A 23,140-nucleotide genomic window follows, 5' to 3' on the forward strand; every position below is an offset into this window, starting at 1 on the left:
ATGATAGTGTGGGCTTCCCATGTGAAAGTAGAACATCGCCAGGGCCTTATAAGTAAGTTGATGAAAGACATTCATCCATGAATCTCATCGACATTAGTACTTCCTTGTACGTCAAACCCCGATTCGAAAGAGTCGGGGTTTTTTGCGTTTAGCGCACAATAAAAAGCGCGGGGTAAACCCGCGCCTACAAAATCTAAACAGCCTTGAGAGCAATGTAGACAGAGTGGTAAAGACAACCTTTGGGCACACATCCCTGTGGAGGGCTTCCGGCTCGGTGTCCATACCTCGCGTTCACTGCGCTGCGAAGCGGTGCTTCGGTCGCAGTTCACCCTTGTACGTCAAACCCGTTGTAGCAATGCAGCGGGTTTTTTGCGTTTAGCGCACAATAAAAAGCGCGGGGTAAACCCGCGCCTACAAAATCTAAACAGTCTTAAGAGCAATAAACGCGCACCTATAAGTGGCTTAATTCGCGGGTGTAGGCTTTTCTTCAGCATTTTAAGGGGAATGGCTATTAGCGCAGCAGGATCCGCGATATGATGGGCAAAAAAGAGGAGGCACAGTGACCTTTCAACTATTGGCTTTATTAGTAATCTTTGCCTTATTTGGCACGTCAGCTACTTATTTAATCCGCTTTATGTATTGCTACTGGGTTAAGCATCAGCTGGAAGTAAAATATTTAGTTAATGCGGGCCTATGTGCCTTAATTGTCATGGTGGTTTCATTAATTAATGAATTTATTGGCCCATAACTACTTAATCGTTATGGGCTTGCATTGGTTATCAATACAAAGCGTTTGCACGGGCATTACTGGTTCGCAGCTCTGTGCTGGCGGCTTAGACTGGTTTTCCTGTTGCTCTTGTTGAGTTAAGGTCGCCACAAGTTGCTCTACCTGCTTTTCATCGCTATGTTTAGTCGAGTAAATCAGGTATTCACGGGGTCCACCACAGGTTAAACGTTCACCCAGGCCGATCACTTTGCATTGATAGCTAGCATCACACCCTAATTGCTGTTCAATGTCACTCAAACTGATACTGCTCTTGCTGTTACTGCTTTGGCTATTGTTTGCTGTGGTAGTTTCACAGCCTGTTAACGCGATGGTTAGTGTTGCTAAAGCAGTGAGCAAAAAAGGTGATTTCATTGTAAGCCTCTATTGTGTCGGGTGATTACTTGCTAGTTTAACACATTTATTTTCAACACATTGAGCGCTTGGTTTGGTTAAATGCTCACAAATACTCATGACCTGATTCTTTATGTTATAGGCCTTTTCTGCCGCCGTGATCTTATCTGCCAGTTGTGTCACAGTGGTTGCATTATTGTGTTTAGTAGAAAAGATTAGGTAAGAAGAGGGCCCACCACAGGCGCGATCACCGACAGCAGTGACTTGGCATTGTGAACTGTTGTCACAGCTTTTATCCGCGGTAAGCGTGTCCAGCTGTTGTTTCAAGTCGTTTAGTTGTTCTTGTGTCAGCTCTGCGACCTTTTGCTCTTGCAGCTCTAGCTTAGGTTGTGGCGTATTACTGGTCTGAGTCGTTTCAGCTGTGGGTTGCTGTTGGTTATCACTTTGTGCTTCTTTTTGGCAGCCGGCTAGTAGGACTGAGACCAGCAGTGCTAATACGGTTTTATTCATTTACTATCTCCTGTTGTTGCTTATTAAGCTACGCAAATAACACGGTAATAGCAAGACAGAAGTAGGCTACTGTCGCAGCCTACTATGAGTAATCATAGCCCGCCAAGGGTCAGCTTTTGCGGATCCAACAGTCGCTGTAACTCTTCCTCGCTGAGATCCGTTTGCTCCTGTGCCACGGTAATAATCGGTCGCCCTTCTTGATAAGCTTGTTTAGCGATTTTAGCGGCTTTTTCATAGCCAATCACCGGGTTTAGCGCGGTAACCAGAATCGGGTTTTTGGCTAAGGCTTTGCTAATATTGTCTTCATTGACGGTAAAACTGGCGATGGCCTTGTCGGCGAGTAAGCGTGCACTGTTTGCAAGTATTTCTATGCTTTGCAAAATATTAAGCGCAATGACTGGCAACATGACATTGAGTTCAAAATTACCAGACTGTCCTGCCACTGTAATGGTGGTGTCGTTACCTATGACTTGGGCGCTGGCCATAGCGGCGGCTTCAGGAATAACCGGATTAACTTTGCCTGGCATAATAGAGGAACCAGGCTGAAGCGCCTCGAGCTCGATTTCTCCCAGCCCTGCTAAGGGTCCTGAATTCATCCAACGGAGATCATTGGCCAGTTTCATTTGTGCAGTGGCGTACGTTTTTAACTGCCCAGAGAGGGCAACGATGGCATCCTGAGAGCCAATGTGATAGAAAAAGTTCTGACCTTTACTAAAGCGGATCCCAACGTTACTGCTTAGGCAATTATTGAATTGCTCAGAAAACTTAGGGTCGGCATTAATTCCAGTGCCGACAGCGGTTCCCCCTTGTCCTAATTGGTATACCTTTTCTAATGCTTGCACAATGCCTTGGCAAGCGTTATCCACTTGGCTTTGCCAGCCGCTGAGTACTTGTGCAAAACTGACGGGCATGGCGTCCATTAGATGGGTTCGGCCTGTTTTTACATGGTGGCCAACCGATGATGACTTTTGTTCAATGGTGGCTGATAGGTGTTTTAGGGCTGGCAATAATTCATACACTGCGGCAATGGCGCTACTGACGTGAATAGCGGTGGGTATAACATCATTGGAGCTTTGCCCCATGTTGACATCGTCATTAGGGTGAACCTTAATGCCGCCAATTTGTGTTGCTAAGGTGGCGATGACTTCATTAGCATTCATATTGGAGCTGGTGCCCGAACCGGTTTGAAAGACATCGACAGGAAAGTGCCCAAGATGTTTACCATCAATCAATTGCTGGCAAGCCGCCACAATCGCTTTTGCTTTTTCGGCTTCTAGATGACCAAGAGACTGATTGGCTTCAGCGGCAGCCTGTTTAATGTAGGCCAGCGCTTTAATAAATTGCTGTGGTAACGTGATACCGCTAATGGGAAAGTTATTAACTGCGCGCTGGGTTTGGGCTTGATATAAGGCCTCTTTTGGAACATCAAGTGTGCCCATACTATCACTTTCTTGGCGGAACTTATCCATAGTTACTCCTATATAAACGGGTTAAACTGTTGGCATACTTGGCACGCCTCTCGTTGCAGCCGTAAAAAATGTTGCTGCGATGAGTGGTTTAGCCGATAAAAGCGCTTCAGTGCCAACAAAGGTTTGAATAGCTGATCCATACACTGTTTTCTAATGCTTAAGGCGATTAAAGGATCAGCTATGGCTTCTAATAATGTTGATAAGGCATGCTTAAGATAGAATTCTTGTAGCAAAGGGTTGTTGCGGCGGCCATAGTATCTGGCAGTATTTAACTTGGCAGAAATAAACTCGGCGACCATGACCGGAGCACATAGATCGCTATTCGGGGACTGCAATAAGGTGTCGTGCCATAATGGTGAAGTCATATTCCGCATGTAACCAACGCAACAATGTAATGATAATTATTATCATTACATTGTTGCGTTGTAAATTCAAGCTCGTGTCGAGCCTCATTACTGAGGTTCTGGCATTGCGAGCTGCAGGGATAAAATTAGTTATATCCGAGGAGATAATTTTGCTCGGTATGTTCCTTTTCCTGCTCATCTAACTGCATCAGATTAGCGATCTCTTGCCGGTAAGACTTGCCTTTCATAAAGGCATTTTTACGACGCTTTAAGAGTAAACCTTGACTCTTAACTTCGCTAGGCATGTGTGTGATCTCTGAAATTTTCATCTTGCTTCTCCTCTAGTTCCTCTTTAAACGTAGCAGAAGTTATACCAAAATAAATTTCTTTCATGATTTTAATTGCTTAACAGACTTACTGATGACACCACTTGCAATTGTTGCTGATCCTTGCCTCAATAGCGGGCATAGATTGATCAAATTAGTGCAAAAACAATGACAAAACCCTTCTCTCAAGCATGTGAAAACAACAAAGATCCCATCCTGGAAAAGTTAAAACCTCACTTAACTGGTTGCTTGCAATTATTAGAAATAGGGTCGGGCACTGGCCAACACGCCGTGCATTTTGCGCAACATCTGCCTGAATTGACTTGGCAGACTGCCGATCAGCAAATGCATCATGAAGGTATTAATGCTTGGCTGGCAGAAGCGCAGCTAAGTAACCTTCGTCCTCCTTTAGCTTTAGACTTACATTTCCCCTGGCCTGTGAAGCAGCAATACGATGCTATTTTTACTGCCAATACTTTGCATATCATCTCAGAGCAACTGGTGGTTAAGCTTATACAAGGAGCAGCAAAGCACCTCAAGCCTGCTGGGTTGTTATTTATCTACGGCCCTTTTAATTATCATGGCCAATACACCAGTACCAGTAATGAGCGCTTTGATGCGTTGTTACAACAGCGCGACCCACGAAGCGGTATACGGGAGCAAACTTGGTTGGTCTCGCTGGCACAACAACATGGCTTTACCTTATTAGAGGATCACCAGATGCCAGCCAACAATCGTTTATTACTATTTAAACGGTAGCTTGTCCTGACACTGTTGAAAATACTCACCCAGTGCTTGCGTTTCGCGGCGGCTAAAATCTTGTAGCGCACGGTGAAAGTCTGCTTGAAATAAATAGTGGAAGGAGTGTCGCCAAACCGGCTCAAACCCTCGTGCGAGTTTATGCTCGCCTTGGGCGCCAGCGTCGAAGATCTGAAGTTGTTGGGCAATGGCCAGCTCTATGCCTTGGTAATAACAAAGCTCAAAATGCAAGAAGTCAAACTGGTCTTGAATGGCCCCCCAGTAACGGCCGTATAGCGTATCTTGGTCGATAAAATACAAGCTTGTGGCCACCACCTCGCCCTGATGATATGCACAGCAGAGCCGGACATGTTCAGGCAAGGTTTTACACAGTTGTTGGAAGAAGCCTTTAGAAAGGTAACCATGATGGCCCGAGCGCTTTAAATAGGTTAGGCGATAACTAAGGAAAAAGGCATCGAGTAGCTCAGCAGTCACCTCATCACCTTGGAACCAACGGATCGCTATGCCCTGTTGTGCAACTTTACGGCGCTCCTTGACTACCATTTTACGTTTTCTGGCATTAAAGCGGCTAAGAAAACCGGCAAAGTCGTGATAATCACGGTTATACCAATGAAACTGAACGTTGCGTCTTGTCACAAAGCGGGTATTAGCCAAGGTAGCAGGGTTAGCAATAAAGTTTATATGTACACCACTTAACTCGGTGTGTGATAATTGCAACAACACCTGTTCAATGTAATTACATAACTCCTGATTGAGTGTTTTGGCTAATAGCCTTGGCCCTTGCACTGGGGTAAATGGCACGCCACACAGCCACTTTGGGTAATAGGGTAGGCCATGTTGTTGATACGCTTCTGCAAACGCCCAATCAAAAACGTATTCGCCATAAGAGTGTGTTTTAATATAACCGGGCAGGATGGCAACTATGTCATCTTGACAGCGGATAACTAAGTGATGAGGGGTCCAGCCCGTTTTCTGGCTAACACAGCCAGTTTCCTCTAAGGCCCGTAAAAATGCATAGTGAGTGAATACCTGCTTACCAGATAGCGCTTGCCAATTTTGCTCTGGAATGTCGCTTATGGCGTTTTTGAAGTCATGGCTAAACGACATTAGTGGCTATCATCCTCATGCGTTGAAAAGAAGTCGATAAGAGCGCTAACGAAGTCTTGATAGTCTGGGTTGAACGTGATCCTAGCAAGCGGCAAAGGTTGCTTCAGGTTCGCTGGGTGACGTTCACCATACACTGGGTTTTCGCCGAGTCGACAGCGGGCAAATTGGGCCTTATCTAAATGGTAACTCGTGCAATTACGATAGGGGCCGTTGCTGCCATAGTAACTATGCTCTGGTGGCTGCAAAATACCAATATGTGACATGTCTAACACGAGTTTAGAGGCAACACGACGGATAAAAACGTCAGGACGATTGCTTTGTGGCTGAGTTTCACTATATAGCCATTGCACAGGGGTGATGGTATTGCTGGGATGTTGTTGCCACTGCTTTAGCAGCTTTGCTGTTGTCTGGTTATCGATGGTGGTATCGACATCACTGAAGCTAACAAAGGTAGCGACATTGGGCAGCGCGGTCATTGCTTGTACAGGTGCCATTGCTTGATGGGCTAGAGTGGCGCCATGCCAAGGGAAAGACTCATACTTAGCAAAATCAAGGTCAGCATCTTCATCAATCCACTCTACAAACGGTAAGTAATCGAGCCACTGCGCCAGCCAAGCGTGTTTATTATGTGGCTCTGTGGCTGGAGAAATGAGCGCTAAGGCATTAAGGTTGTCTGGTACTTGCTGCTCAAGGTAGCTCAGTGCTAATGCTGCACCAGTGGAGTACCCCAACACCGCGAACTGCTTAAAGTCTTCGCTGGTTTGTTCGATGGCATAAGCAACATGGCGTTGCCAATCTTGTATAGATACCTGAGTTAAATCACTCGCTGCAGTGCCATGACCAGGTAATAGCACCGTCCGCACGTTATATCCCTGTTGATGTAAGGACGCCGCCAGGTAATGAAAAGTAAACGGCGAGTCTGTTAACCCGTGCAACAGTAAAATAGCCATATCTGAATTGCTCTGAGGTAGTTCAAAAGGAGCCACTAAATCGGCCACGGAAGTGGCATGCAGCTGTAATATTGCTGTTGTCGGAGTGGTGACGGGACAGGGAAGGTTGCCACGAGGGTTGCGACGCTCAATGAGTGCTTTAGTTCGGCTGAGGTACTGATTGAAACTCATCTGGGGAGTTACCTTGATAACCGCAGGGCCAGAGTCGATAGCAAAGCGCAGTTGACCATTGGCTTTACTGTGTTCGAACAGTGCCAAGTCATTAACCTGAGTTAAGCAGTCGGTTGCCATGACCTTTGCGGGTAGCATAACCAAACCAAGTAACAGGGTGTGAGTAACAAAGTGCAGTATTGTCTTCTTATTCACAGGCTCTCCAGAGCGAATTAACGAATGGGCAGTGTGCGTTTAGCAAAGGTTTGCTTGAGTACAATGGTTGACTCAATGGCAGCAATGGCATTGCACGCGCCTAACTGATGTTTGACGAACTGCTCATAGCTGGGCAAGTCTTTTGCGACTATTTCAAGTAGGTAATCATAACTGCCTGAGATCACAGAGCAAGTGATCACATGATCTTGCTCACCGACATGTTGTTCAAACTGGTTTGCTGCACTGGCACTGTTTTCATGAAGCCGAATAAAGGCATATACGAGAATACTTAAATCAACTTGAGCTCGGTCTATGGCAGCATGATAGCCACTAATGATGCCACTTTGCTGGAGCTTGTTGATGCGCCGCAAACACGGCGTGTCGGATAAATTGGCTTGCTCTGCTAACGCGGCATTACTCAAGCGAGCATTATGCTGTAAGGCGTTGAGCAATAGTTTGTCTTTACGGTCTAAATTCACATTAAATGCTTAGATTTAGTGGATATTGCTAGTTAGTATTATTTTTTTAGCGAAAATTAGCAAATTATGCTCGTACTACTTTGATAGCCTGTAGCTATTTAGAATAGCTAGCAGACACTAATGAGCACCTTATCGTTACAATTCGACAACTGGATCCGCGGACCTTTCGTCACCATCAACGACCAACTTGAACAGCTATACTGGCAGCAAGAAGACAAAGCCAATGTTGCTGGAGTGGGCGAACCATATAAACAGCAGTTACTAGAGCAGGGCAATGCCCTAATTTCAGCCTTATTAGCAGAAGGTAACACCGACGAAGGCTTTGAGCAGGCCTTTGATTTACTGGGTAATGTCGGCTTATTTATGGCGGCATGCCGGCGCCATGAAATCACCGAACCAAGCCGCGAAAGCCATTCACCACTGACAGAAGCCTCGGCATTAGCCATGCATATTGGCGCTTCCATTGGCGTCACACCACGCTTTGCAACGGCACACCTAACAACCCACAACCGAGCAATAAATGGCGTGTACAAGCGCTTTACTTCACACCCTGCCGAGCGCTTGTTTATTGACTACAATACTCAAGCCATATTGGCTTATAAGCGCGGTGCTGAAGCATTAATGAAGGTGCATCATGTTGGCATATCTCACCCTATGGCGGTGGTATTATTAAAGCAGGTAAAACAGGCGTTGCTGGATGTGATTGAGTCTAATCAGACGCTGTTTAAGGCGTTGGATGCCGATGCTTTTTTCCATGTTGTACGACCATACTATAAACCTTACCGGGTTGGTAAGGAGGTCTACCGCGGCGCAAATGCGGGGGACTTTGCTGGTATTAATGTGATCGACATGATGTTAGGCCTATGCCCAGCCAATGACATTAGCTATGGACAAATGCTGGTGGAAAAGTTTTTATATATGATGCCCGAGGACCAAGCTACACTGCGTGAGTGTATGCGCACCCCAAATCTGATGGATGCCTTTTTAGAAGCTCTAGAAGGTCCCCGTGGGGAGTGGTTTGAGCCTGCGGCACGCTTGTTTATACAAGTGTGTAAACTCCATGGTGACACGGCAATACAGCATCATAATCAATTAGTTGAAAAGTATATTGCAAAGCCATCGCAGCAGATGCAAGAGCAGCACTTGAGTAAAGTCACGGCCAGTGGTCCACCGCTAGAAGTATTGTTGCAGAGTTTAGCTGACCTCAGAGATCGACGCGCCGCAGCACAGCGTGATGATATTTTTACCCGACACACCGACTTGCAGCGCTTAAAAGGGGCACTTGGAGCTGATAATGACTGAGCTTAACGCTGATTTTCACTTACCTAAAGGCCATTACTTACTGAGTCACTCAGTGGGCAGAATGCTGCGCTCTGCAGCGCAAGACTATCATCAACATTTTGTTTTGCCGTGGCAGAGTGAAAGCACAGAACCTTGGCCGCAATGGTTAAAAAGCATAGAGCGGTTTCAAGGAGCACTGGCGCAACTACTTAACTCGCAACCGCAGTGGTTTTGCCCGCAAGCCAACCTTTCCAGTGGTTTAAGCAAATGGTTGATGAGCCTACCCGAAAGTAACTTGCGCAAGGTGCGGGTGCTGATGAGTGAAGACGATTTTCCGAGTATGGGGTTTGTCTTCCAACAGGCCTTAGACAATGTCGAAGTGGTCTTTATTCCGGCGCACTTAGATATGCACGACAGCAACGTTTGGCAAGAATATATAAATGAACAAATAGATTGGGTCTTTATCAGTCATGTCTATTCTAACAGCGGTGAGCAGGCTCCGGTAAAAGACATTATTACGCTGGCGAAACAATCAGGTTGTCGTACCATTGTTGATATTGCGCAGTCACTTTGTGTATTACCGATAGATTTAACTCAGTGGCAAGCCGACTGCGTTATCGGTTCCAGTGTAAAGTGGAGTTGTGGCGGCCCTGGAGCTGGATTTCTTTGGGTGCACCCCGATGTTTTACCCTATTGTGAACCGAAAGATGTTGGCTGGTTTTCCCATCAAAATCCATTTGAGTTCGACATCCATCACTTTGCTTTTCATGACACCGCTTTGCGTTTTTGGGGAGGCACGCCATCAGTGGCGCCATTTGTGTATGCCGGACACAGCCTCGATTACTTTGCTCGGCTTGGCATAAACACGGTTCGTGCTCATAACCTTAAGCTGCTCACGCGTTTACAAACTGAACTAGCACCATTCTACCGCTCACCAGTGGCTGCCGAGCAGTGTTCTGGTACGGCAATCTTAGATTTTGCTGAGCATCAAGAAACGGTTAGCCAAGCGTTACAACAGGCTCAAATAGCTACCGATCAGCGTCGCTATGGACTGCGGGTCTCGCCGCATATCTACAATACGGAAGCAGATATTAAGCAACTGATCGCGGCCGTGAACTCGGTGCTAGCGACCTAATCCAAGGGCCTGTTTGGTTTTCTTTTTTACCGAGCGCCAGTGCGTCATTGGTTGTTTGGGCGCGCGTGCTATCAAGGCTGCAAAGTCAACCTCTGGCGTGTCTACTTCCCCTTGGTGGGCTAAGATCACTGATTGTGGCTGGAGCTGTTGCACCTTGTGTAATGACTGGCGATACAGGCGCGGATAAAAAACCGGAAACGGCGCGATAAACTGGCCTTTGACCTTTACCATTAAGTCGGCGACATAGATGCGTTTGCTGGGCATATGAAATAGGCTCAAGTCACGGTCGGTATGACCTGGGGTATGTATGGCCTGCCACTCATCAAAGCCAGGTAGGGTATCGCCATCGGCAAGAAAATAGTCTGCAACTAGCTTACGCGGATACCAGAGGTTTTGCTTGGCTTTGCGTTTCCTGCCGGCTACCCATAATGCTAAAGCCATGTCTGACAGGTGCATCATGATGCCATCAAGTCCTTGATACCACTGGCTAGGTGCATTGGCTGTGGCAATTTTGGCTGCGGTTAACTGGCGTAGTGCGTGCGCTCCCCCGGCATGATCAGGGTGCATGTGCGTAACCACTATTAGGGCTAAATCTGTGATAGGGCGGTTTAACTGCTTTATATAATCACATACTAAAGTGACATCGGCACGGCAGCAGCCATCGAGCAGTAAGAGCTGGTGTTGATACTCAACCAAGTAAATGCTTTGAATGTAGCCTTCTAGTACATGTAGTTTCATTCGGGACGGTGTTTTAACTAACAGAAGAACCAACTTAGCACAGTTCGATGTGGTCTGACCAGAGTGTGAGGGAAGGTAAATTTTGGCCATAAAAAAACCGCCATAATAGCGGTTTCTTTACAAAGAAATGGCGGAGGGGGAGGGATTCGAACCCTCGATAGGGCTACAAACCCTATACTCCCTTAGCAGGGGAGCGCCTTCAGCCACTCGGCCACCTCTCCGACGCAATACTTTTTAAAATGGCGGAGAGATAGGGATTTGAACCCTAGATACGCTATTAACGTATGCCGGTTTTCAAGACCGGTGCTTTCAACCACTCAGCCATCTCTCCATGGGCAAAGATAATACTCAGCCATTTAGGCGCTGTAAACCGTTTTTGGACCGTTTGCTTAAAAAACAATCGAAAAGGCGGCTTTTTTTAAAAAACGGCTAAAAATGAGCGCTTTGGATAACAGTCGAAAGGAAAACAGTGGTGGTACTGATGCTTTTGTGCTCTATTGAGCATAGCGAGAGAACAGCAGCATGGCGGGTTGGGACGCCATGCTCTGTGCAGACTTACTTATACATAATTACGTCTTTTAGTGCCAAATGCTGGGCACATAAGGTGAGCCATTTGCTCCAGTTAAAACGGCGCTTAGATGGCTGGGTGGTATTAAACGTATTTTGTGAAGGGCTGCAAGGCGCAGCTGAATTAAGCATGTCTGACTCCTGACTGGTTTAATTGAAAACAAGGTTATTTTGCCGTCAAGTTGATTAAATTAACAACGATAAAAAGTATCTCTTTCGCATTAGTTTTATTTATCGATTAATGTGGTGTTAAGCTTTGCTTTATGGTTGATTATGAATGGATATGCACTTTTTTCTATTGTTGGATTTTTATTTATATCAGTTAATTCAGTTGCTTATTGATTTTTGTTTGTTTTTCTCTCTTTGTGGTTGGTTTTTTATTCATATAAAATGATTTTTTGCTTTTGGGGTTTTTATGCTGGTGGTCGTGAATCCACTTGCTGGGCGTGCTGCGACGCAGCATATTGCTTGGTTAGAACAACAAATAAAACGAAAAAAATGCTCGGTGAAGTGGTTTTATAGTAGCGGAAATTATGCTTCTGATTGTTCAGCTGTCACTAAGTTAGCGACAGCAGAAGATACCGTGGTGGTCATTGGCGGTGATGGCACCTTGAACTTGGTGGTCAATGCCGTAGCTAAGTTACCGTGTGACATTGCGCTACTGCCAGCAGGGACCGGCAATGACTTTGCGAGACAGTTTCAATACAGTGCTGAGGAGTGGCGCAGCAGTGTTTTTTCACCACAAACGATGGCGGTGGACTTAGGCCGCGTCGATCAGCGCTGGTTCGTGAACATAGCGGGTGTTGGGTTTAATGCCCATGTTGTAGGTAAACTCCAGCAAGGCAAGCGTTTGGGTCGGTTTAGTTATATCACCGCGGGATTGGCTGCGCTATTTGCTGCAAAAACACTGAGGCTCGCGCACCCTGGTTGGCCACAACAGGGCATGATGCTATTGGTGGCCAATGGTAAGCATTTTGCTGGAGGTTTAACCCCGGCACCGATGGCATCGCTTGCTGATGGTCATCTTGAGTTAATCTGGTTCACGCCAAAAAGCATATGCCAACGAGTTGTTGTATTTGCTGCCATGTTGTTTCGCCGTCATATGGACTCTTTACATGTCTATCACCAACAAGCCCAGCGCTTTGAAATAAGTGAACCTGGTCTAGCGGTAGAGGCGGATGGAGAAATCGTCGCAACAACTCCGGTGGAGATCCGTTGTTATGCTGGGCAAATAGCCATAAAAAAAGCGCCATCAATAAATGGCGCTTGAAGAGTAAGAAGCTAAAGCATTGGTAAGACTTCAACTTCTAACTGGGGACCGTAACGACAACCAAGCGGCAATACGCTCAAGGGGTGTCAGCACAATGGCGTTACCCACCACAACCAGCAAAAAGCCGATGAAGGTATTTTGTTGCCACTGAAATCCTTCAAAAAGAGTACTTAAAATCACTGCCACAAAAGGGAATAACACAATGAGATAACTGGCCTTTTCTGGGCCAATGTTTTTCAGTAAAGAAAAATAGCAAGCAAATGCGATCACTGTACCAAAGACGCTTAAATACACCAGTGACCACCAGTAAGAGGCTGGCGCAGCATTAATAAACTGGTGTTCGCTCAGCGCAATATAGCCTGCTAGCATCACAGTGCTATACAGCATGCCCCAAGCGTTACCTGCCATAATATTAATTTGGCGATTGGAGTTACGAACACTCACCATATTGCCAAGTGAGGCAATCACTGTACCTATTAATGCTAATGATAACCCGAGTACTGCGCTACTGCGCAAATCAAATGCGACCAAGTCCTGCCAAAACAAGCTGATTATCCCGGCAGTGCCAAGGGCAGCACCAAAATAAATGCGTTTGGCAATCGGCTTGGCGAAAAACAACTTGGTATTAATAATATTCACCACTAGCAGTAGCGAGAAGGCGATGGAAGCCATGGCTGAGGTTAAGTGCGCTTGAGCCCAGTACAGAAAGAGGTAATTGGCACCAAAGTTACAAATGGCAAGCAACACAAAAAAGCCATGATCGGTCAGTGAAAACTTCATATCGACGCGTTTGTATAAAACCAGCACCCACATACAGATGGCCGCGAGACCAAAGCGATAAAATAGTGAAACAAACTCATTGACACTGCCGAGCTGATATTCGATGGCAAGCCAGGTCGATCCCCAGATCAATACCGTTATGGTGTACAGAAAAAGATTTTGCATGACAGACGCTCAAGGTTAAAACAATGCTAGAAGTGGGTAGTCTACGCTGTTATTCTGTATATGCTATATACAGAAATTGCTAATTTTAACCTATACAGATTTAATGCTTATGAGTACCGTAATTCAGCGCCAAGATGCCAGCTATTTATATCAACAAGTAATTCAAATGATATTAACCATGGTAGAACAAAAGTCTCTGTTGCCAGGCGAAAAGCTGCCGTCGCTGCGCACCATGGCGCACAACCTCAATGTCAGCGTACCTACCGTTAAGCAGGCTTATCAGTTACTGGAAGCTCAAGGGTGGGTGGTGGCACGAGAAAAGTCAGGTTACTTTCTTAGCACTCGCCGTGAAGCCAATGTCTATCCGAAGCGCACCCAATTACCTAATAAACCAGTGGTGGTAAATAAACAAGCGCTGATTGAGCAGGTTTACAGCGGTATTCATCAGCCACACACAGTGCCGCTGGGTATTGCTAACCCCATTGCGGTGGCCGGTACAGAGCAAGTATTGGCCAAGTTAATGCGTAGAGCCATGAAGCAGGCCGGTCATGAGCTGATTAATTATGGTCCTATGGATGGCTTGGAAAGCCTAAAAAAACAGATTGTACGTCGTTACTTAGATATGGGCCTGGCCATTGATATGGCGGAATTAGTGATCACCAATGGCGCTCAAGAAGCCTTGGCAATCGCGCTGCAAGCGGTGACTACTAAGGGCGATGTCGTGGCGGTTGAATCACCTTGCTATTTTGGCATTGTTGAGCTGGTTGAGAGTTTGGGTCTTCAGGCCATTGAGATCCCGGTGTGTCATGATGATGGTATTTGGCTGGAAGACCTGGAAAAAGCACTGGATCAGCATGATATTCGTGCTTGTGTGTTTTCTACCAGTATTAACAATCCCTTAGGTAGCTTTATGCCCGATAGCCGCCGCGCTGAATTAGTTGCGCTGCTAGAATCTCGTGATGTGGTACTGATTGAAGACGATGTCTATGGAGACTTGTACTTTACTGAGCAACGCGGCATTCCTGCCCAAGCGTTTAGTCGCAAAGGCATGGTGATCACCTGCTCTTCCTTTTCAAAAACAGCAGCACCAAGCTACCGTGTTGGCTGGATGGTAGCAGGGCAGTTTGTGGCTAAGGCGAAGCGTATCAAGCGCGCGTTAAGTTGTTCTTCATCGCTGATGAATCAGTGGGCGTTAGCTGAGTTTCTTAGCTCGGGTGGCTATGAGCGCCACTTAAAGCTAGTACGTAAACGCTTAATGGAAAATCGGGACCGTATGGTGCAAACGGTGCGTCAAGCATTCACAGATGACATTCGGGTTAGCCGGCCGCAAGGAGGGTGCGTACTGTGGCTGGATCTGGGGAAGCAAGTGAGTGGAGCGGCATTATTTCAACGGGCACTGGAAAACGGCATTAGCATTACTCCTGGCACCTTGTTTAGCGCCAGTAACCGATATCAGCACTGTATTAGAATTAGCTATGGATTACCGTGGAGCAATGACGTGGAGCAGGCAGTTTATCAATTAGGCAGGCTGACGACAGAGCTTAAAAACGCCAGTGGACGCTAATAGCATGCACTGGCGGTGAGCAGAGGGTTACCCTTTATTTAAAACGAAACAGTTGAAAATTAGACATTTCTGGTACCGCTTTGGCAACCATTGCCTCACTGTGAGCGATTTTTTCGAAGTCACCACACAGGGCATTGGCTTTTGCTTCGATGGCCTCGGCTTGGTGTTCAACTTTGCTTTCAATTTGCTGAGCAAAGTTTGTCATGCGCTTTTCGAAGTTGCCCATGTCGCCATTGGCGTCAGACATCTCATTACCTAGCGCCACTAAAATACTGCCGATAGATTGCATCATAGCCTCTTCCATGGCTTCTTCAATTTTCTCTTCAAATTGACCGTTGAAGTTCTGACCAAAGTCTTCGAAGGTTTGTTTTCCCATTACAAAGGCACCCTGTTGATAAAAGGTGCGATGTACTTCACTTTCTAAGTCGGCAATCACCGCATGAATATTGTCTAAGCTATTTAGGTTAAATGCTTGCGCCACCTCATCTAACGCCACACCGGCCAGTTTAATGCCTTCAAAAGCAATGTCGGCCACTTGTGGTAAGCGACCACGTAACTGATCACCGTATTGACTCAACTGCGCTTGCTGCTCAGCCGTTAAATTGACTTTTTCGCCATTGATGGTCAGCTCACCGTATTGTGTGATAGCGGCGGTATTATCTCTGGCAGTGGTAATGGTAAGGTGGTTGGGCGTAATTTTTACGTCGTTTTGAAACTCGACTTCACAGTTGTCACCGCTAAATGTGATGTGATTCTTTTGGTGTGCCATAGCGGTGCTGCTGATCATGGTTGCAGCGCTTAACAATAAAACTTTATACATGGTTCATCCCCTTTACTCTTGGTTACGATAAGAAATAAAACAAGAACAGTGCCAACAATTAAAGTCCATATAAAACAGTGTGTTGAGGTTTTTTTGGATGTAGGTAAAAGAAAAGCGATGAGTAAAATGACGATTATTTGGTGAGATTCCGCACTATTTTTAAGAGGATAAATAAAATTTATTGTCATGATAAAAAACTCTCACTTTTCAGATCGTGATTTTAGCGCTAAATAGTGATCTTGAGAGTTCGCTCTCATCATTTTTAATTCAATATTTTTGGAGTGAGTTGTGGGTAAGACATTTTCTTACGATGCCCTTGATGATGACTTTGCAGATGATGAGTTTGAAAAGCTTGGGCGTAACCAGCATGACAAACAAAAGCGTAAAATTAAACGCAAGCTAGATGACTACCTAGAGCAAAAACGCTTACGCAGAAACTTAGGTGACGATGACTTCGATTACCTAGATGACTAGTGGTCTTAGTTACCTATAAGCTGTGGCGATGACGAAAGGTTATTGTGCAATTCGACTTATGGTTTCAGCCATTTACAAGCCGCATATGGTGGTAGGTGACTGAGAATAAACAGCCGCGTTATGCGGCTGTTTGGTATGATTGTGTCATTAGTCTTTGAATGACTTATGGCAGTCTTTACAGCCCTTTGCCCAATCACGGAATGCTGGCGCAATTTGTTTTTTATCACCACTTTGAGCGGCAACCGCAAGCGCTTGAGCGTATTCGGCAAATTGCGAAGCTTTGCTGTCGAACGTCGCTTTATCTTGCCAAATAGCAGGTAAGGCGTCGGTATCGCCCTTATCTGAACCTGTGATAAATGCTTCCCATGGCATTTGCGAAAGTTGTGCTGCGTTTTCTGCGCGCTGCTTAAACACTTCGGCATCAAACGGTACTTTACCCTTTAGCATGTCGCCCATATTACCAATCTGAAAACGGATCAATTGGAAAGAAGCTTTGCGGTACTCAATGGCGTCCTCGGCAGATTCAAACATCGGATTCGCTTGTACGCTTGCTGCTAGGCAGCTTAATAGTGTGACGGTGATGAGTTTTTTCATGAAATACCCTTAATGTTTCCTTATTTTTCAAAATATAAACTGGCTAATACCACCCTAGTATTAACTTTCTATGTCTTTAAAAATCATACCTCGGCGCATGCTCCGAGTGGCAAGAAATATTTCCCCTAAGAGCGAAACAAAAGCCCCGATTAACAGGACCATAGCCGCAATAAAGCACGATGATAGCGTGATCCCTAGTGGCATGCTATAAAGGTGAGAAATAAACAATAGCATGACCACGGCACATACTAATAAAGCACTTAATACACTCATACTGAAAGCCACGTGAATAAAGCGTGAACGCTTAAGTAAGGCGCGCATTTCACGGCTAAAATGCATGGTTAAGTCTTCATCTTGGATGGAATTGAGCTTGCGGTCTAGTAGTCGTGCTCTGTCGGTGATCCGGGCTAGGCGATTGGATAACACCCCCAATGTGGCGGCAATGCCGGTAATTAAAAAGACCGGGGCGACGGCAGTTTGAATGACTTTTGCCATAGTGAGAATGCTCACGACATCGTTTTGCATTATGCCTCCTTAATTGCTCAAGATAAGCTGTTCTAATGTATTGGGCTGCTCACCAATTAATGTTTGCATCACCGTATTGTGCTCATTCAGTAGGAACACTCTAGGGATCCCTTGATTAGCATAGTGATTATAAATAGCACGTTGCTCATCGGCGACAAAGTAGATGGGCAGCGCCATGGTTTGCTTAAATGCGGCTAAAGTGGCAGCACCTTGTTCTCGGCCAATGGCGAAAATGGCAAGATTTGGATCTTGTAACAGTGCGGAGTGTTTTAACTCATTGAGTAAGCGCTGTGAATCGCTACACCAAGTGGCAAATAAGATCACCAGCTTTTTCTGTTGTGTGTTAAATGGCACCACCTCACCTTCAATGGTGGTTAAACTGAGGTGCTTGAAGGTGTCTCCAGGCTCAATGTAGGTATCATAGCTAGGTTTTACTGGTGCCGTTGTAGCTGTGGAGTTACAGGCACTTATAACCGTGACCATAAGCGTTATCAGTGTGGCGTTAAGTAGTTTGTTCATGGCGTATCGTCTTCCTTATTATGGCGCCGAGAGGTGCTAGCACTTTGCAGTTACGCAACTAATTCAGTATATTGCCTGACAAATCGACTTTGTTAAAGCGATAAAATAATTGCACGCTAGAGCGCTACTGCTATGACCCTCTACTTATCTTTGTTTGCCGTGGCGTTAGTGGCTGCGACTATATTTCCAGCTTCCTCAGAGCTTATGTTGACCACCCTGGTAGTGCAGCAGCAAGGCCTGCTATGGGGCTTATGGTTAGCCGCTACCTTAGGCAATCTGTTGGGCAGTTGTATTAATTATTATCTCGGCTTTTTTATTGCCCGCTTTCGAGATAAGCGTTGGTTCCCGGTATCTGAGGCTAATTATGACAAGGCTTGTGACCACTTTGCACGGTATGGCAAGTTTTCTCTGCTGTTTGCGTGGTTGCCTGTTATTGGCGACCCCTTAACTCTGGTTGCCGGTTCGCTGCGTACTTCCTTCTTGTGGTTTTTTACTCTGGTTGCGATTGGCAAAGGGGCACGTTATGCTTTTGTTATCTATCTGGTCAAGGTAGCTTTAGAGTAGGAAAAGGATGAATAAAATAGTGTTTCTCGGTTGTGGCCACTCCGAAGCCATGGAGCATTTTAATAATAATGCACTAGTTAAAGGCGAGCAAGGTCATTTATTAATTGACTGTGGCTACACAATTAAGTACGCGCTACAAGAGCAGAATTTATCAATAAATGATATTGATGCTATCTTTATTACTCATGTCCATGGTGATCATGTATTTGGTCTGGAGCGAATGGCATATGAGAGCCGTTTTAAATATAAACATAGGATAAAGCTCTTTTTACATCAGTCGCTATATAGTGAGTTGTGGGATCAGACTTTAAAGGGTTCAATGTCTAAATTAGGTGAGGGCACTGCTACTTTAGAAGATTTTTTCGATGTTGAAGTGTTGACAGAAAATGAGTTTTCTTTTGATAAAGTTAATTACCAACTATTTTCTGTTAGACACACACCTGAAAAACCTTGCTTTGGTCTTTTTATAAATAAAAAAGTAATCTATACCTCAGACACTACAGCTATTCCAGATAAAATTTCAAAATTTCAATATGATGTATGCTTTCATGATGTCACGCTTACATCATATAACCCTGTTCATGCCACGCTAGACTCTTTGTTAGAGGAATATGGCTCCGAGCAACGCAAAAAAATGTACTTAATGAGCTATGAAGATCATTGGCGTGAGTATCAACGCACTGTAGAGCGTGAGTTTGCAGGGTTTGTAAAACAAGGGAAGGAATACTTTTTTGATTGAACAAAAGTCTCGTTGTTTATACTTTGATGCTTACAACCAACAGTTTGCAATATTAGAGACTGAACAAGGCGATATACACTTCGTACATTGGAAGGAGCTATTTAATTTTGGCTTCAGAGGGCTGAACGATATTACAAACAAAAAAGAGGGTGAGCTCGATCAGATCTACCATTGTCGCTATAAGGTGTCAGATAGAGGGTCGTGTCTTGAGTATATCACTTTATCAAAAGAGTCAGAGTTTCAGTCTCAGTATCAAGTTATTCAAAATCTAGGGACTTGTAACCCAATTACAAAACTAGATTGGTCTAAGTATCTCGGTAGCTCATCAAAACCATTAGTGTTTATTAATTGTACGTTCGAGGATATTGAGTTTGATTACTTGGAAGAGCAACAAAGCCTGAATTCAAGCAGCATTATTTTTATTCAGTGTTCTTTTAATGGTAATTTTCGCTTAATGGGTTGCTCTATAACTACCGATATTTGGATGCCAAACTGTTGCTTCTCAAAACACTTTAGTCTTAAGAAAACCTGTGTAAAAGGAGATGTGCACTTGGAAGGGTGCAATTTCTCCGGCTCTGGAGGCGCATCCTTTCGAGGAATTTATGCGAAGAACTTATACTTGGACTTTGGTGTTGTTGGATCAAAAGATCTTTTTTGGTTAAACGAGATGACAGTTTCTGGGGTTGTCTCCATAGCAGGTACTTTTGAAAGCGGAGTACAGTTGCTTGGCGTGCAAGATGAATCGACTACTAATAATGCCAAAATAGGACAGCTAAATTTAGGTGTCGGTGTAAATGGAAATGACGAAGTTCATAATGATACGTTCTCAAAGCGCATTGTTATATCTGACTATCAGTTCGATATGGGTATAGTCATACAACGCTTTTCTACAAGTGAATTTTTGCTATCTAAATCATTCTTACCAAGATTGGAGTGCTACAAAATCTCAGTTGATAGAGATCTACTAATCGAAGAGTGTAAAATTCAAGACCTAAACATAATTGAGAGTTCTATCGGTAGGCATCTTCGCTTAGCCAAAAACGAAAGTGTGTCAGAGTTGAACCTTCATGGTACTTCTATAGCACAAAATTTCTTTTTTGAAACAAAGGCGGTAAAAGTTAATTTGAGTCGCTTCGTTGCTAGCCGAGTATTATTTTATCCCTCTAACTTGTTAATTGGGGAGAAGAGGAAGTGGTGGCAATATGCTTCTTTGAAACCAAAGGCGTTTGATTGTTTGGCATTAAAAGGTGCCAGTCGTATAGAACACCATGATATGCTTTGCTCTCTTAAGCACTGGTACGCTGATAGTGGCAGCCTTGAATTAGAAGATGTAGCTTACTTTCATATGCGTGATGCTTCAGAACCTAATATTATAAAAAGGTTTCTTTTTGGTAGTGTTTTTGGATGGGGTGTAAGGCTTCAGAATATAGTACTTTCATCAGTAATGGTGCTTTTATCCTTTGCTTTAACATTCACTGTTTTTAGTCAAATGAGTGTTAAACAGGCTATAACCCTAAGTGTACAAAGCTTCATTAGCTCATTTTTCGGTACTTGGCCCCAGGTTAAACCAGAAAGTAGTTTAGGGTTATTAGTGACTGCAGAGTCAATACTAGGTATCGTCTTCATCACCGTGTTAGTAGGCGCTTACATCCGTAAGTTGCTAAGGTAAGGCTAAGATAGCGGGAGCATTTCCCGCTAAAATATTTCTTACTTCAATAGCTGTAGAAACTCATTACGAGTTTTTGAGTCACTGCGAAAATTGCCTAACATAACTGATGTACGCATCTTGGAGTTTTGCTTTTCAACTCCGCGCATCATCATACACATATGCTTGGCTTCAACGATAACACCTACGCCTTTCGCTCCAGTCACTTCTTCCACTGCCTGAGCGATTTGATGGGTCAGTTGTTCTTGAATTTGAAAACGACGAGCAAACATGTCGACGATGCGGGCAAATTTGGATAATCCTAGCACTTTACCATCGGGGATGTAGGCAATATGACAACGACCAACGAAAGGCAGTAAGTGGTGCTCACACATAGAGTAAAGTTCAATATCTTGGATTAATACCATATCGTCAGCATCAGAGCTGAATACCGCATTATTGGTGATCTCAGTTAACGTTTGGCGATAGCCTTGGGTCAAATATTCCATGGCTTTTGCCGCGCGTTTTGGCGTATCTAATAATCCTTCTCTGTCGGCATCTTCACCAACGGCTTCAATGATTGATTTATAACTGTGTTTTAATTTGTCATGCATGATATTTCTACCTTAAATGGCGACCGCCGTCGATTTGTAACGTCCGTCCGGTCATATAGCAGCTGTTGAGGATCATAGCGACACTATTGATCACCTCATCGGTGCCCGGCTCAACCCCCATAATTGACTTTCTCAACGTTTTTTCACGATAGGCGTCACTGTCATCTGGATTAAAAATTATGAGCGAAGGGGCAATACTGTTTACTTTAATTTTGGGTGCAAATTTAGCAGAAAAAGAACGAGTTAGGTTGTCTAATGCGGCTTTACTTGCGGCATAAGCAATGTGTCGTTGACTGCCCTTTTCTACGACGTAATCCGTTATATGAATAATGTCTGTAACTTCTGCACTGTTAGGCTTTAGAAGCAACTCACTTAAGCCTTGATTTAATAAATAGGGCACTTTTGCGTGTATACGCATCATATTGTCGAATAACACATCATGATCGGGGTTTTTTGCTTCACAATCCCAGCTTGACGCGTTGTGAATAATGGCTCTAAGGCGGTTGGTATGCTGCCTTACTTGAGCGATACACTGAGTCACCGCTTGTGGTTCATCGAAGTCAACTTGAAGGCAGATAACGCCTTGCTTCTCGAGTCTACTAACGACCTCATGTCGGGTGCGGTAAGTGATTATAACAGGTTGGTTTTGCTCGATAAAATGATTAACCAGCGCGAGACCGATGCGCTGTGCTCCACCGGTAATCAGAATCGGGGCTGGTGTTAATGCTGTGGTTGAGCTCATGCAGTAAATCCCTGTAGTCGAGTGCTGGCCTAGCGGTTTTTGTCTATACCGTCTTAGGCGGTGATACAACTGGAGTTAGACAGAGGTAAACGCAGGGGTGAGTGGAACTGATCACCCCCAGCGGTAATTATTCGTCGTCATACACGGTTGGAATAGCTTGACGTTTATGTTGTGTGCGCTGGTAAATGGCAATCAGTTTGCCACTGACGGCGTCGCTTACCGGCTTACCCTCAAGAAAGTCATCAATGTTGTCGTAGCTAAGACCTAGCGCCTCTTCATCGGCAAGTCCAGGACGGTCACATTCTAAGTCTGCTGTTGGTGTCTTTTTCACCAGCAGTTCTGGCGCTCCCAGGTGCGCAGCCAGTGCTCGAACTTGACGCTTTGATAGGCCAAACAGAGGAGCAAGATCGCAGGCGCCATCGCCAAACTTAGTGTAAAAGCCGGTAATATTTTCTGCGCTGTGGTCGGTGCCCACCACCAGCCCTTGGGTCAACCCTGCGATTTCGTATTGCGCTACCATACGCTGACGTGCTTTAACGTTTCCTTTGACAAAGTCGATACTCGATTGCGCCGGTAAGCTGGTGCCCGAACCCGTCATGGCGCTGAGCGCTTGCTCATGCATGGCGTCTGCCGCCGGCTTGATGTTGACACTCAGGCGCCTACTCGGTTGAATAAAGTCCAGTGCCAGTTGTGCTTCATCTTCATCGGCTTGCGTACCGTAAGGAAGGCGCATCGCAATAAACTGGTAGGTGTTTGCGCCTTGCTCTAAGTTAAGTTCATCCACCGCCAGCTGGCACAAGCGACCACAGGTTGAAGAGTCAACACCGCCACTGATCCCCAGCACCAACGAAAAGCAACCCGCCCCTTGTAAGCGGGATTTGATGAAAGCCACGCGCCTTCTCACTTCAAATTCTGGATCGATTACAGGCTGAACTTTCATTTCGGCCATGATTGCTTCACGCATGCGGGTTCCTCAA

28 protein-coding genes and 2 tRNA genes are annotated in these 23,140 nt (G+C 45.1%); 10 read left to right on the forward strand and 20 right to left on the reverse strand.

Annotated features, from left to right (window positions below; all coding sequences use genetic code 11):
- The first annotated feature begins 559 nt into the window (after positions 1 to 559).
- Complete coding sequence (locus ACNKW2_RS10925; RefSeq protein WP_419148589.1) at positions 560 to 748, forward strand: hypothetical protein; 189 nt, start codon at positions 560 to 562, stop codon at positions 746 to 748.
- On the opposite strand, the gene ACNKW2_RS10930 is transcribed toward ACNKW2_RS10925, so the two are convergent.
- The 5 genes from ACNKW2_RS10930 to ACNKW2_RS10950 all read right to left on the reverse strand — a co-directional run bounded on the left by ACNKW2_RS10930 (position 749) and on the right by ACNKW2_RS10950 (position 3,769).
- Positions 749 to 1,138 carry a hypothetical protein gene (locus ACNKW2_RS10930; RefSeq protein ID WP_419148590.1) on the reverse strand — a complete coding sequence of 130 codons (390 nt, stop codon included), beginning with the start codon at positions 1,136 to 1,138 and terminating at the stop codon, positions 749 to 751. It lies immediately after the preceding gene.
- Between the two features lie 9 nt (positions 1,139 to 1,147).
- Positions 1,148 to 1,627 (reverse strand): hypothetical protein, encoded by a 480-nt coding sequence (locus ACNKW2_RS10935; protein ID WP_419148591.1) that lies wholly within the window; start codon positions 1,625 to 1,627, stop codon positions 1,148 to 1,150.
- Positions 1,628 to 1,719: 92 nt separating this feature from the next.
- On the reverse strand, positions 1,720 to 3,096 hold the full coding sequence (locus ACNKW2_RS10940; protein ID WP_419148592.1) for a class II fumarate hydratase: 1,377 nt from the start codon (positions 3,094 to 3,096) through the stop codon (positions 1,720 to 1,722).
- An 8-nt stretch (positions 3,097 to 3,104) separates the two neighbouring features.
- A complete protein-coding gene (locus ACNKW2_RS10945) occupies positions 3,105 to 3,461 on the reverse strand; it encodes a hypothetical protein (protein WP_336568159.1) in 357 nt (118 codons plus the stop codon).
- A gap of 125 nt (positions 3,462 to 3,586) precedes the next feature.
- Positions 3,587 to 3,769 (reverse strand): hypothetical protein, encoded by a 183-nt coding sequence (locus tag ACNKW2_RS10950; RefSeq protein WP_336568160.1) that lies wholly within the window; start codon positions 3,767 to 3,769, stop codon positions 3,587 to 3,589.
- Between the two features lie 165 nt (positions 3,770 to 3,934).
- On the opposite strand from ACNKW2_RS10950, the gene ACNKW2_RS10955 reads away from it, so the two are divergent.
- Positions 3,935 to 4,525: a DUF938 domain-containing protein gene (locus ACNKW2_RS10955; RefSeq protein ID WP_419148593.1), complete on the forward strand. Its 591-nt coding sequence runs from the start codon at positions 3,935 to 3,937 to the stop codon at positions 4,523 to 4,525.
- Here ACNKW2_RS10955 and ACNKW2_RS10960 read toward each other — a convergent pair.
- The 3 genes from ACNKW2_RS10960 to ACNKW2_RS10970 are packed head-to-tail and all read right to left on the reverse strand — an operon-like array spanning position 4,511 to position 7,427.
- Positions 4,511 to 5,632, reverse strand: a complete 1,122-nt coding sequence (locus tag ACNKW2_RS10960; protein ID WP_419148594.1) for a GNAT family N-acetyltransferase — start codon at positions 5,630 to 5,632, stop codon at positions 4,511 to 4,513. The two genes, ACNKW2_RS10955 and ACNKW2_RS10960, sit on opposite strands and share 15 nt — an antisense overlap.
- On the reverse strand, positions 5,632 to 6,948 hold the full coding sequence (locus ACNKW2_RS10965) for an alpha/beta hydrolase (RefSeq protein WP_419148595.1): 1,317 nt from the start codon (positions 6,946 to 6,948) through the stop codon (positions 5,632 to 5,634). Before ACNKW2_RS10965 ends, ACNKW2_RS10960 begins: the two co-directional genes overlap by 1 nt.
- A 17-nt stretch (positions 6,949 to 6,965) precedes the next feature.
- Entirely contained in the window at positions 6,966 to 7,427 is a 462-nt protein-coding gene (locus ACNKW2_RS10970) for an Lrp/AsnC family transcriptional regulator (RefSeq protein WP_336568164.1), read from the reverse strand.
- 120 nt (positions 7,428 to 7,547) lie between these two features.
- Between ACNKW2_RS10970 and ACNKW2_RS10975 the strand changes: the two genes are divergently transcribed.
- Complete coding sequence (locus ACNKW2_RS10975; RefSeq protein WP_419148596.1) at positions 7,548 to 8,729, forward strand: PrnB family protein; 1,182 nt, start codon at positions 7,548 to 7,550, stop codon at positions 8,727 to 8,729.
- Complete coding sequence (locus ACNKW2_RS10980; protein WP_419148597.1) at positions 8,722 to 9,843, forward strand: aminotransferase class V-fold PLP-dependent enzyme; 1,122 nt, start codon at positions 8,722 to 8,724, stop codon at positions 9,841 to 9,843. Before ACNKW2_RS10975 ends, ACNKW2_RS10980 begins: the two co-directional genes overlap by 8 nt.
- On the opposite strand, the gene ACNKW2_RS10985 is transcribed toward ACNKW2_RS10980, so the two are convergent.
- The 4 genes from ACNKW2_RS10985 to ACNKW2_RS11000 all read right to left on the reverse strand — a co-directional run bounded on the left by ACNKW2_RS10985 (position 9,832) and on the right by ACNKW2_RS11000 (position 11,280).
- Positions 9,832 to 10,581 (reverse strand): MBL fold metallo-hydrolase, encoded by a 750-nt coding sequence (locus ACNKW2_RS10985; RefSeq protein WP_419148598.1) that lies wholly within the window; start codon positions 10,579 to 10,581, stop codon positions 9,832 to 9,834. The two genes, ACNKW2_RS10980 and ACNKW2_RS10985, sit on opposite strands and share 12 nt — an antisense overlap.
- A 128-nt stretch (positions 10,582 to 10,709) precedes the next feature.
- A tRNA-Ser gene (locus tag ACNKW2_RS10990) sits at positions 10,710 to 10,802 on the reverse strand.
- Positions 10,803 to 10,821: 19 nt separating this feature from the next.
- Positions 10,822 to 10,912: transfer RNA gene (locus ACNKW2_RS10995), tRNA-Ser, on the reverse strand.
- A gap of 224 nt (positions 10,913 to 11,136) precedes the next feature.
- Positions 11,137 to 11,280 carry a hypothetical protein gene (locus ACNKW2_RS11000; protein ID WP_419148599.1) on the reverse strand — a complete coding sequence of 48 codons (144 nt, stop codon included), beginning with the start codon at positions 11,278 to 11,280 and terminating at the stop codon, positions 11,137 to 11,139.
- A gap of 283 nt (positions 11,281 to 11,563) precedes the next feature.
- Here ACNKW2_RS11000 and ACNKW2_RS11005 point away from each other — a divergent pair, with 283 nt between their 5' ends.
- The gene (locus ACNKW2_RS11005) at positions 11,564 to 12,418 is read left to right on the forward strand and encodes a diacylglycerol/lipid kinase family protein (protein WP_419148600.1); all 855 of its coding nucleotides are present in this window, start codon (positions 11,564 to 11,566) and stop codon (positions 12,416 to 12,418) included.
- Between the two features lie 30 nt (positions 12,419 to 12,448).
- Here the strand turns inward: ACNKW2_RS11005 and ACNKW2_RS11010 are convergent, their stop codons facing one another.
- Positions 12,449 to 13,363, reverse strand: a complete 915-nt coding sequence (locus tag ACNKW2_RS11010; protein WP_419148601.1) for a DMT family transporter — start codon at positions 13,361 to 13,363, stop codon at positions 12,449 to 12,451.
- A 109-nt stretch (positions 13,364 to 13,472) separates the two neighbouring features.
- On the opposite strand from ACNKW2_RS11010, the gene ACNKW2_RS11015 reads away from it, so the two are divergent.
- Positions 13,473 to 14,927, forward strand: coding sequence for an aminotransferase-like domain-containing protein (locus tag ACNKW2_RS11015; RefSeq protein ID WP_419148602.1), 1,455 nt, complete (start codon positions 13,473 to 13,475; stop codon positions 14,925 to 14,927).
- Between the two features lie 34 nt (positions 14,928 to 14,961).
- Here the strand turns inward: ACNKW2_RS11015 and ACNKW2_RS11020 are convergent, their stop codons facing one another.
- Positions 14,962 to 15,747 (reverse strand): DUF2884 family protein, encoded by a 786-nt coding sequence (locus tag ACNKW2_RS11020; RefSeq protein ID WP_336568175.1) that lies wholly within the window; start codon positions 15,745 to 15,747, stop codon positions 14,962 to 14,964.
- Between the two features lie 288 nt (positions 15,748 to 16,035).
- Between ACNKW2_RS11020 and ACNKW2_RS11025 the strand changes: the two genes are divergently transcribed.
- The gene (locus ACNKW2_RS11025) at positions 16,036 to 16,221 is read left to right on the forward strand and encodes a PA3496 family putative envelope integrity protein (protein ID WP_419148603.1); all 186 of its coding nucleotides are present in this window, start codon (positions 16,036 to 16,038) and stop codon (positions 16,219 to 16,221) included.
- 147 nt (positions 16,222 to 16,368) lie between these two features.
- On the opposite strand, the gene ACNKW2_RS11030 is transcribed toward ACNKW2_RS11025, so the two are convergent.
- From ACNKW2_RS11030 to ACNKW2_RS11040, 3 genes are read right to left on the reverse strand one after another with little or no spacing between them, the layout of a single operon-like run.
- Positions 16,369 to 16,815, reverse strand: a complete 447-nt coding sequence (locus ACNKW2_RS11030) for a c-type cytochrome (protein ID WP_419148604.1) — start codon at positions 16,813 to 16,815, stop codon at positions 16,369 to 16,371.
- Between the two features lie 60 nt (positions 16,816 to 16,875).
- Positions 16,876 to 17,340 (reverse strand): DUF2721 domain-containing protein, encoded by a 465-nt coding sequence (locus ACNKW2_RS11035; RefSeq protein ID WP_419148605.1) that lies wholly within the window; start codon positions 17,338 to 17,340, stop codon positions 16,876 to 16,878.
- 9 nt (positions 17,341 to 17,349) lie between these two features.
- Complete coding sequence (locus tag ACNKW2_RS11040) at positions 17,350 to 17,859, reverse strand: TlpA family protein disulfide reductase (protein WP_419148606.1); 510 nt, start codon at positions 17,857 to 17,859, stop codon at positions 17,350 to 17,352.
- A 132-nt stretch (positions 17,860 to 17,991) separates the two neighbouring features.
- On the opposite strand from ACNKW2_RS11040, the gene ACNKW2_RS11045 reads away from it, so the two are divergent.
- Genes ACNKW2_RS11045 through ACNKW2_RS11055 form a run of 3 tightly spaced genes read left to right on the forward strand, consistent with a single transcriptional unit; the run spans position 17,992 to position 20,831 of the window.
- Positions 17,992 to 18,423 carry a YqaA family protein gene (locus tag ACNKW2_RS11045; RefSeq protein ID WP_419148607.1) on the forward strand — a complete coding sequence of 144 codons (432 nt, stop codon included), beginning with the start codon at positions 17,992 to 17,994 and terminating at the stop codon, positions 18,421 to 18,423.
- Between the two features lie 7 nt (positions 18,424 to 18,430).
- Positions 18,431 to 19,162, forward strand: coding sequence for an MBL fold metallo-hydrolase (locus ACNKW2_RS11050; RefSeq protein WP_419148608.1), 732 nt, complete (start codon positions 18,431 to 18,433; stop codon positions 19,160 to 19,162).
- Positions 19,155 to 20,831, forward strand: coding sequence for a hypothetical protein (locus ACNKW2_RS11055; RefSeq protein WP_419148609.1), 1,677 nt, complete (start codon positions 19,155 to 19,157; stop codon positions 20,829 to 20,831). The genes ACNKW2_RS11050 and ACNKW2_RS11055 overlap by 8 nt, the downstream gene beginning before the upstream one ends.
- A gap of 38 nt (positions 20,832 to 20,869) precedes the next feature.
- Here the strand turns inward: ACNKW2_RS11055 and folE are convergent, their stop codons facing one another.
- From folE to nadE, 3 genes are all read right to left on the reverse strand, one after another.
- Complete coding sequence (folE, locus tag ACNKW2_RS11060; protein WP_419148610.1) at positions 20,870 to 21,421, reverse strand: GTP cyclohydrolase I FolE; 552 nt, start codon at positions 21,419 to 21,421, stop codon at positions 20,870 to 20,872.
- A 7-nt stretch (positions 21,422 to 21,428) separates the two neighbouring features.
- Positions 21,429 to 22,163 (reverse strand): dihydromonapterin reductase, encoded by a 735-nt coding sequence (gene folM / locus ACNKW2_RS11065; RefSeq protein ID WP_419148611.1) that lies wholly within the window; start codon positions 22,161 to 22,163, stop codon positions 21,429 to 21,431.
- A 127-nt stretch (positions 22,164 to 22,290) separates the two neighbouring features.
- A complete protein-coding gene (gene nadE, locus ACNKW2_RS11070; RefSeq protein ID WP_419148612.1) occupies positions 22,291 to 23,127 on the reverse strand; it encodes an ammonia-dependent NAD(+) synthetase in 837 nt (278 codons plus the stop codon).
- Positions 23,128 to 23,140 lie beyond the last annotated feature (13 nt).

The organism is Pseudoalteromonas 'SMAR' (assembly GCF_048515945.1).
In the GTDB taxonomy this organism is placed as follows: Bacteria; Pseudomonadota; Gammaproteobacteria; order Enterobacterales; family Alteromonadaceae; genus Pseudoalteromonas.

What these genes read in the sequence shown, in the direction of transcription:
- ACNKW2_RS10930 (WP_419148590.1), bottom strand. Translation starts at nt 1,138, where the DNA reads ATGAAATCACCTTTTTTGCTCACTGCTTTAGCAACACTAACCATCGCG.
- ACNKW2_RS10935 (WP_419148591.1), bottom strand. Translation starts at nt 1,627, where the DNA reads ATGAATAAAACCGTATTAGCACTGCTGGTCTCAGTCCTACTAGCCGGC.
- ACNKW2_RS10940 (WP_419148592.1), bottom strand. Translation starts at nt 3,096, where the DNA reads ATGGATAAGTTCCGCCAAGAAAGTGATAGTATGGGCACACTTGATGTT.
- ACNKW2_RS10945 (WP_336568159.1), bottom strand. Translation starts at nt 3,461, where the DNA reads ATGACTTCACCATTATGGCACGACACCTTATTGCAGTCCCCGAATAGC.
- ACNKW2_RS10950 (WP_336568160.1), bottom strand. Translation starts at nt 3,769, where the DNA reads ATGAAAATTTCAGAGATCACACACATGCCTAGCGAAGTTAAGAGTCAA.
- ACNKW2_RS10955 (WP_419148593.1), top strand. Translation starts at nt 3,935, where the DNA reads ATGACAAAACCCTTCTCTCAAGCATGTGAAAACAACAAAGATCCCATC.
- ACNKW2_RS10960 (WP_419148594.1), bottom strand. Translation starts at nt 5,632, where the DNA reads ATGTCGTTTAGCCATGACTTCAAAAACGCCATAAGCGACATTCCAGAG.
- ACNKW2_RS10975 (WP_419148596.1), top strand. Translation starts at nt 7,548, where the DNA reads ATGAGCACCTTATCGTTACAATTCGACAACTGGATCCGCGGACCTTTC.
- ACNKW2_RS10980 (WP_419148597.1), top strand. Translation starts at nt 8,722, where the DNA reads ATGACTGAGCTTAACGCTGATTTTCACTTACCTAAAGGCCATTACTTA.
- ACNKW2_RS10985 (WP_419148598.1), bottom strand. Translation starts at nt 10,581, where the DNA reads ATGAAACTACATGTACTAGAAGGCTACATTCAAAGCATTTACTTGGTT.
- ACNKW2_RS11000 (WP_419148599.1), bottom strand. Translation starts at nt 11,280, where the DNA reads ATGCTTAATTCAGCTGCGCCTTGCAGCCCTTCACAAAATACGTTTAAT.
- ACNKW2_RS11005 (WP_419148600.1), top strand. Translation starts at nt 11,564, where the DNA reads ATGCTGGTGGTCGTGAATCCACTTGCTGGGCGTGCTGCGACGCAGCAT.
- ACNKW2_RS11010 (WP_419148601.1), bottom strand. Translation starts at nt 13,363, where the DNA reads ATGCAAAATCTTTTTCTGTACACCATAACGGTATTGATCTGGGGATCG.
- ACNKW2_RS11015 (WP_419148602.1), top strand. Translation starts at nt 13,473, where the DNA reads ATGAGTACCGTAATTCAGCGCCAAGATGCCAGCTATTTATATCAACAA.
- ACNKW2_RS11020 (WP_336568175.1), bottom strand. Translation starts at nt 15,747, where the DNA reads ATGTATAAAGTTTTATTGTTAAGCGCTGCAACCATGATCAGCAGCACC.
- ACNKW2_RS11030 (WP_419148604.1), bottom strand. Translation starts at nt 16,815, where the DNA reads ATGAAAAAACTCATCACCGTCACACTATTAAGCTGCCTAGCAGCAAGC.
- ACNKW2_RS11035 (WP_419148605.1), bottom strand. Translation starts at nt 17,340, where the DNA reads ATGCAAAACGATGTCGTGAGCATTCTCACTATGGCAAAAGTCATTCAA.
- ACNKW2_RS11040 (WP_419148606.1), bottom strand. Translation starts at nt 17,859, where the DNA reads ATGAACAAACTACTTAACGCCACACTGATAACGCTTATGGTCACGGTT.
- ACNKW2_RS11045 (WP_419148607.1), top strand. Translation starts at nt 17,992, where the DNA reads ATGACCCTCTACTTATCTTTGTTTGCCGTGGCGTTAGTGGCTGCGACT.
- ACNKW2_RS11050 (WP_419148608.1), top strand. Translation starts at nt 18,431, where the DNA reads ATGAATAAAATAGTGTTTCTCGGTTGTGGCCACTCCGAAGCCATGGAG.
- folE (WP_419148610.1), bottom strand. Translation starts at nt 21,421, where the DNA reads ATGCATGACAAATTAAAACACAGTTATAAATCAATCATTGAAGCCGTT.
- folM (WP_419148611.1), bottom strand. Translation starts at nt 22,163, where the DNA reads ATGAGCTCAACCACAGCATTAACACCAGCCCCGATTCTGATTACCGGT.
- nadE (WP_419148612.1), bottom strand. Translation starts at nt 23,127, where the DNA reads ATGCGTGAAGCAATCATGGCCGAAATGAAAGTTCAGCCTGTAATCGAT.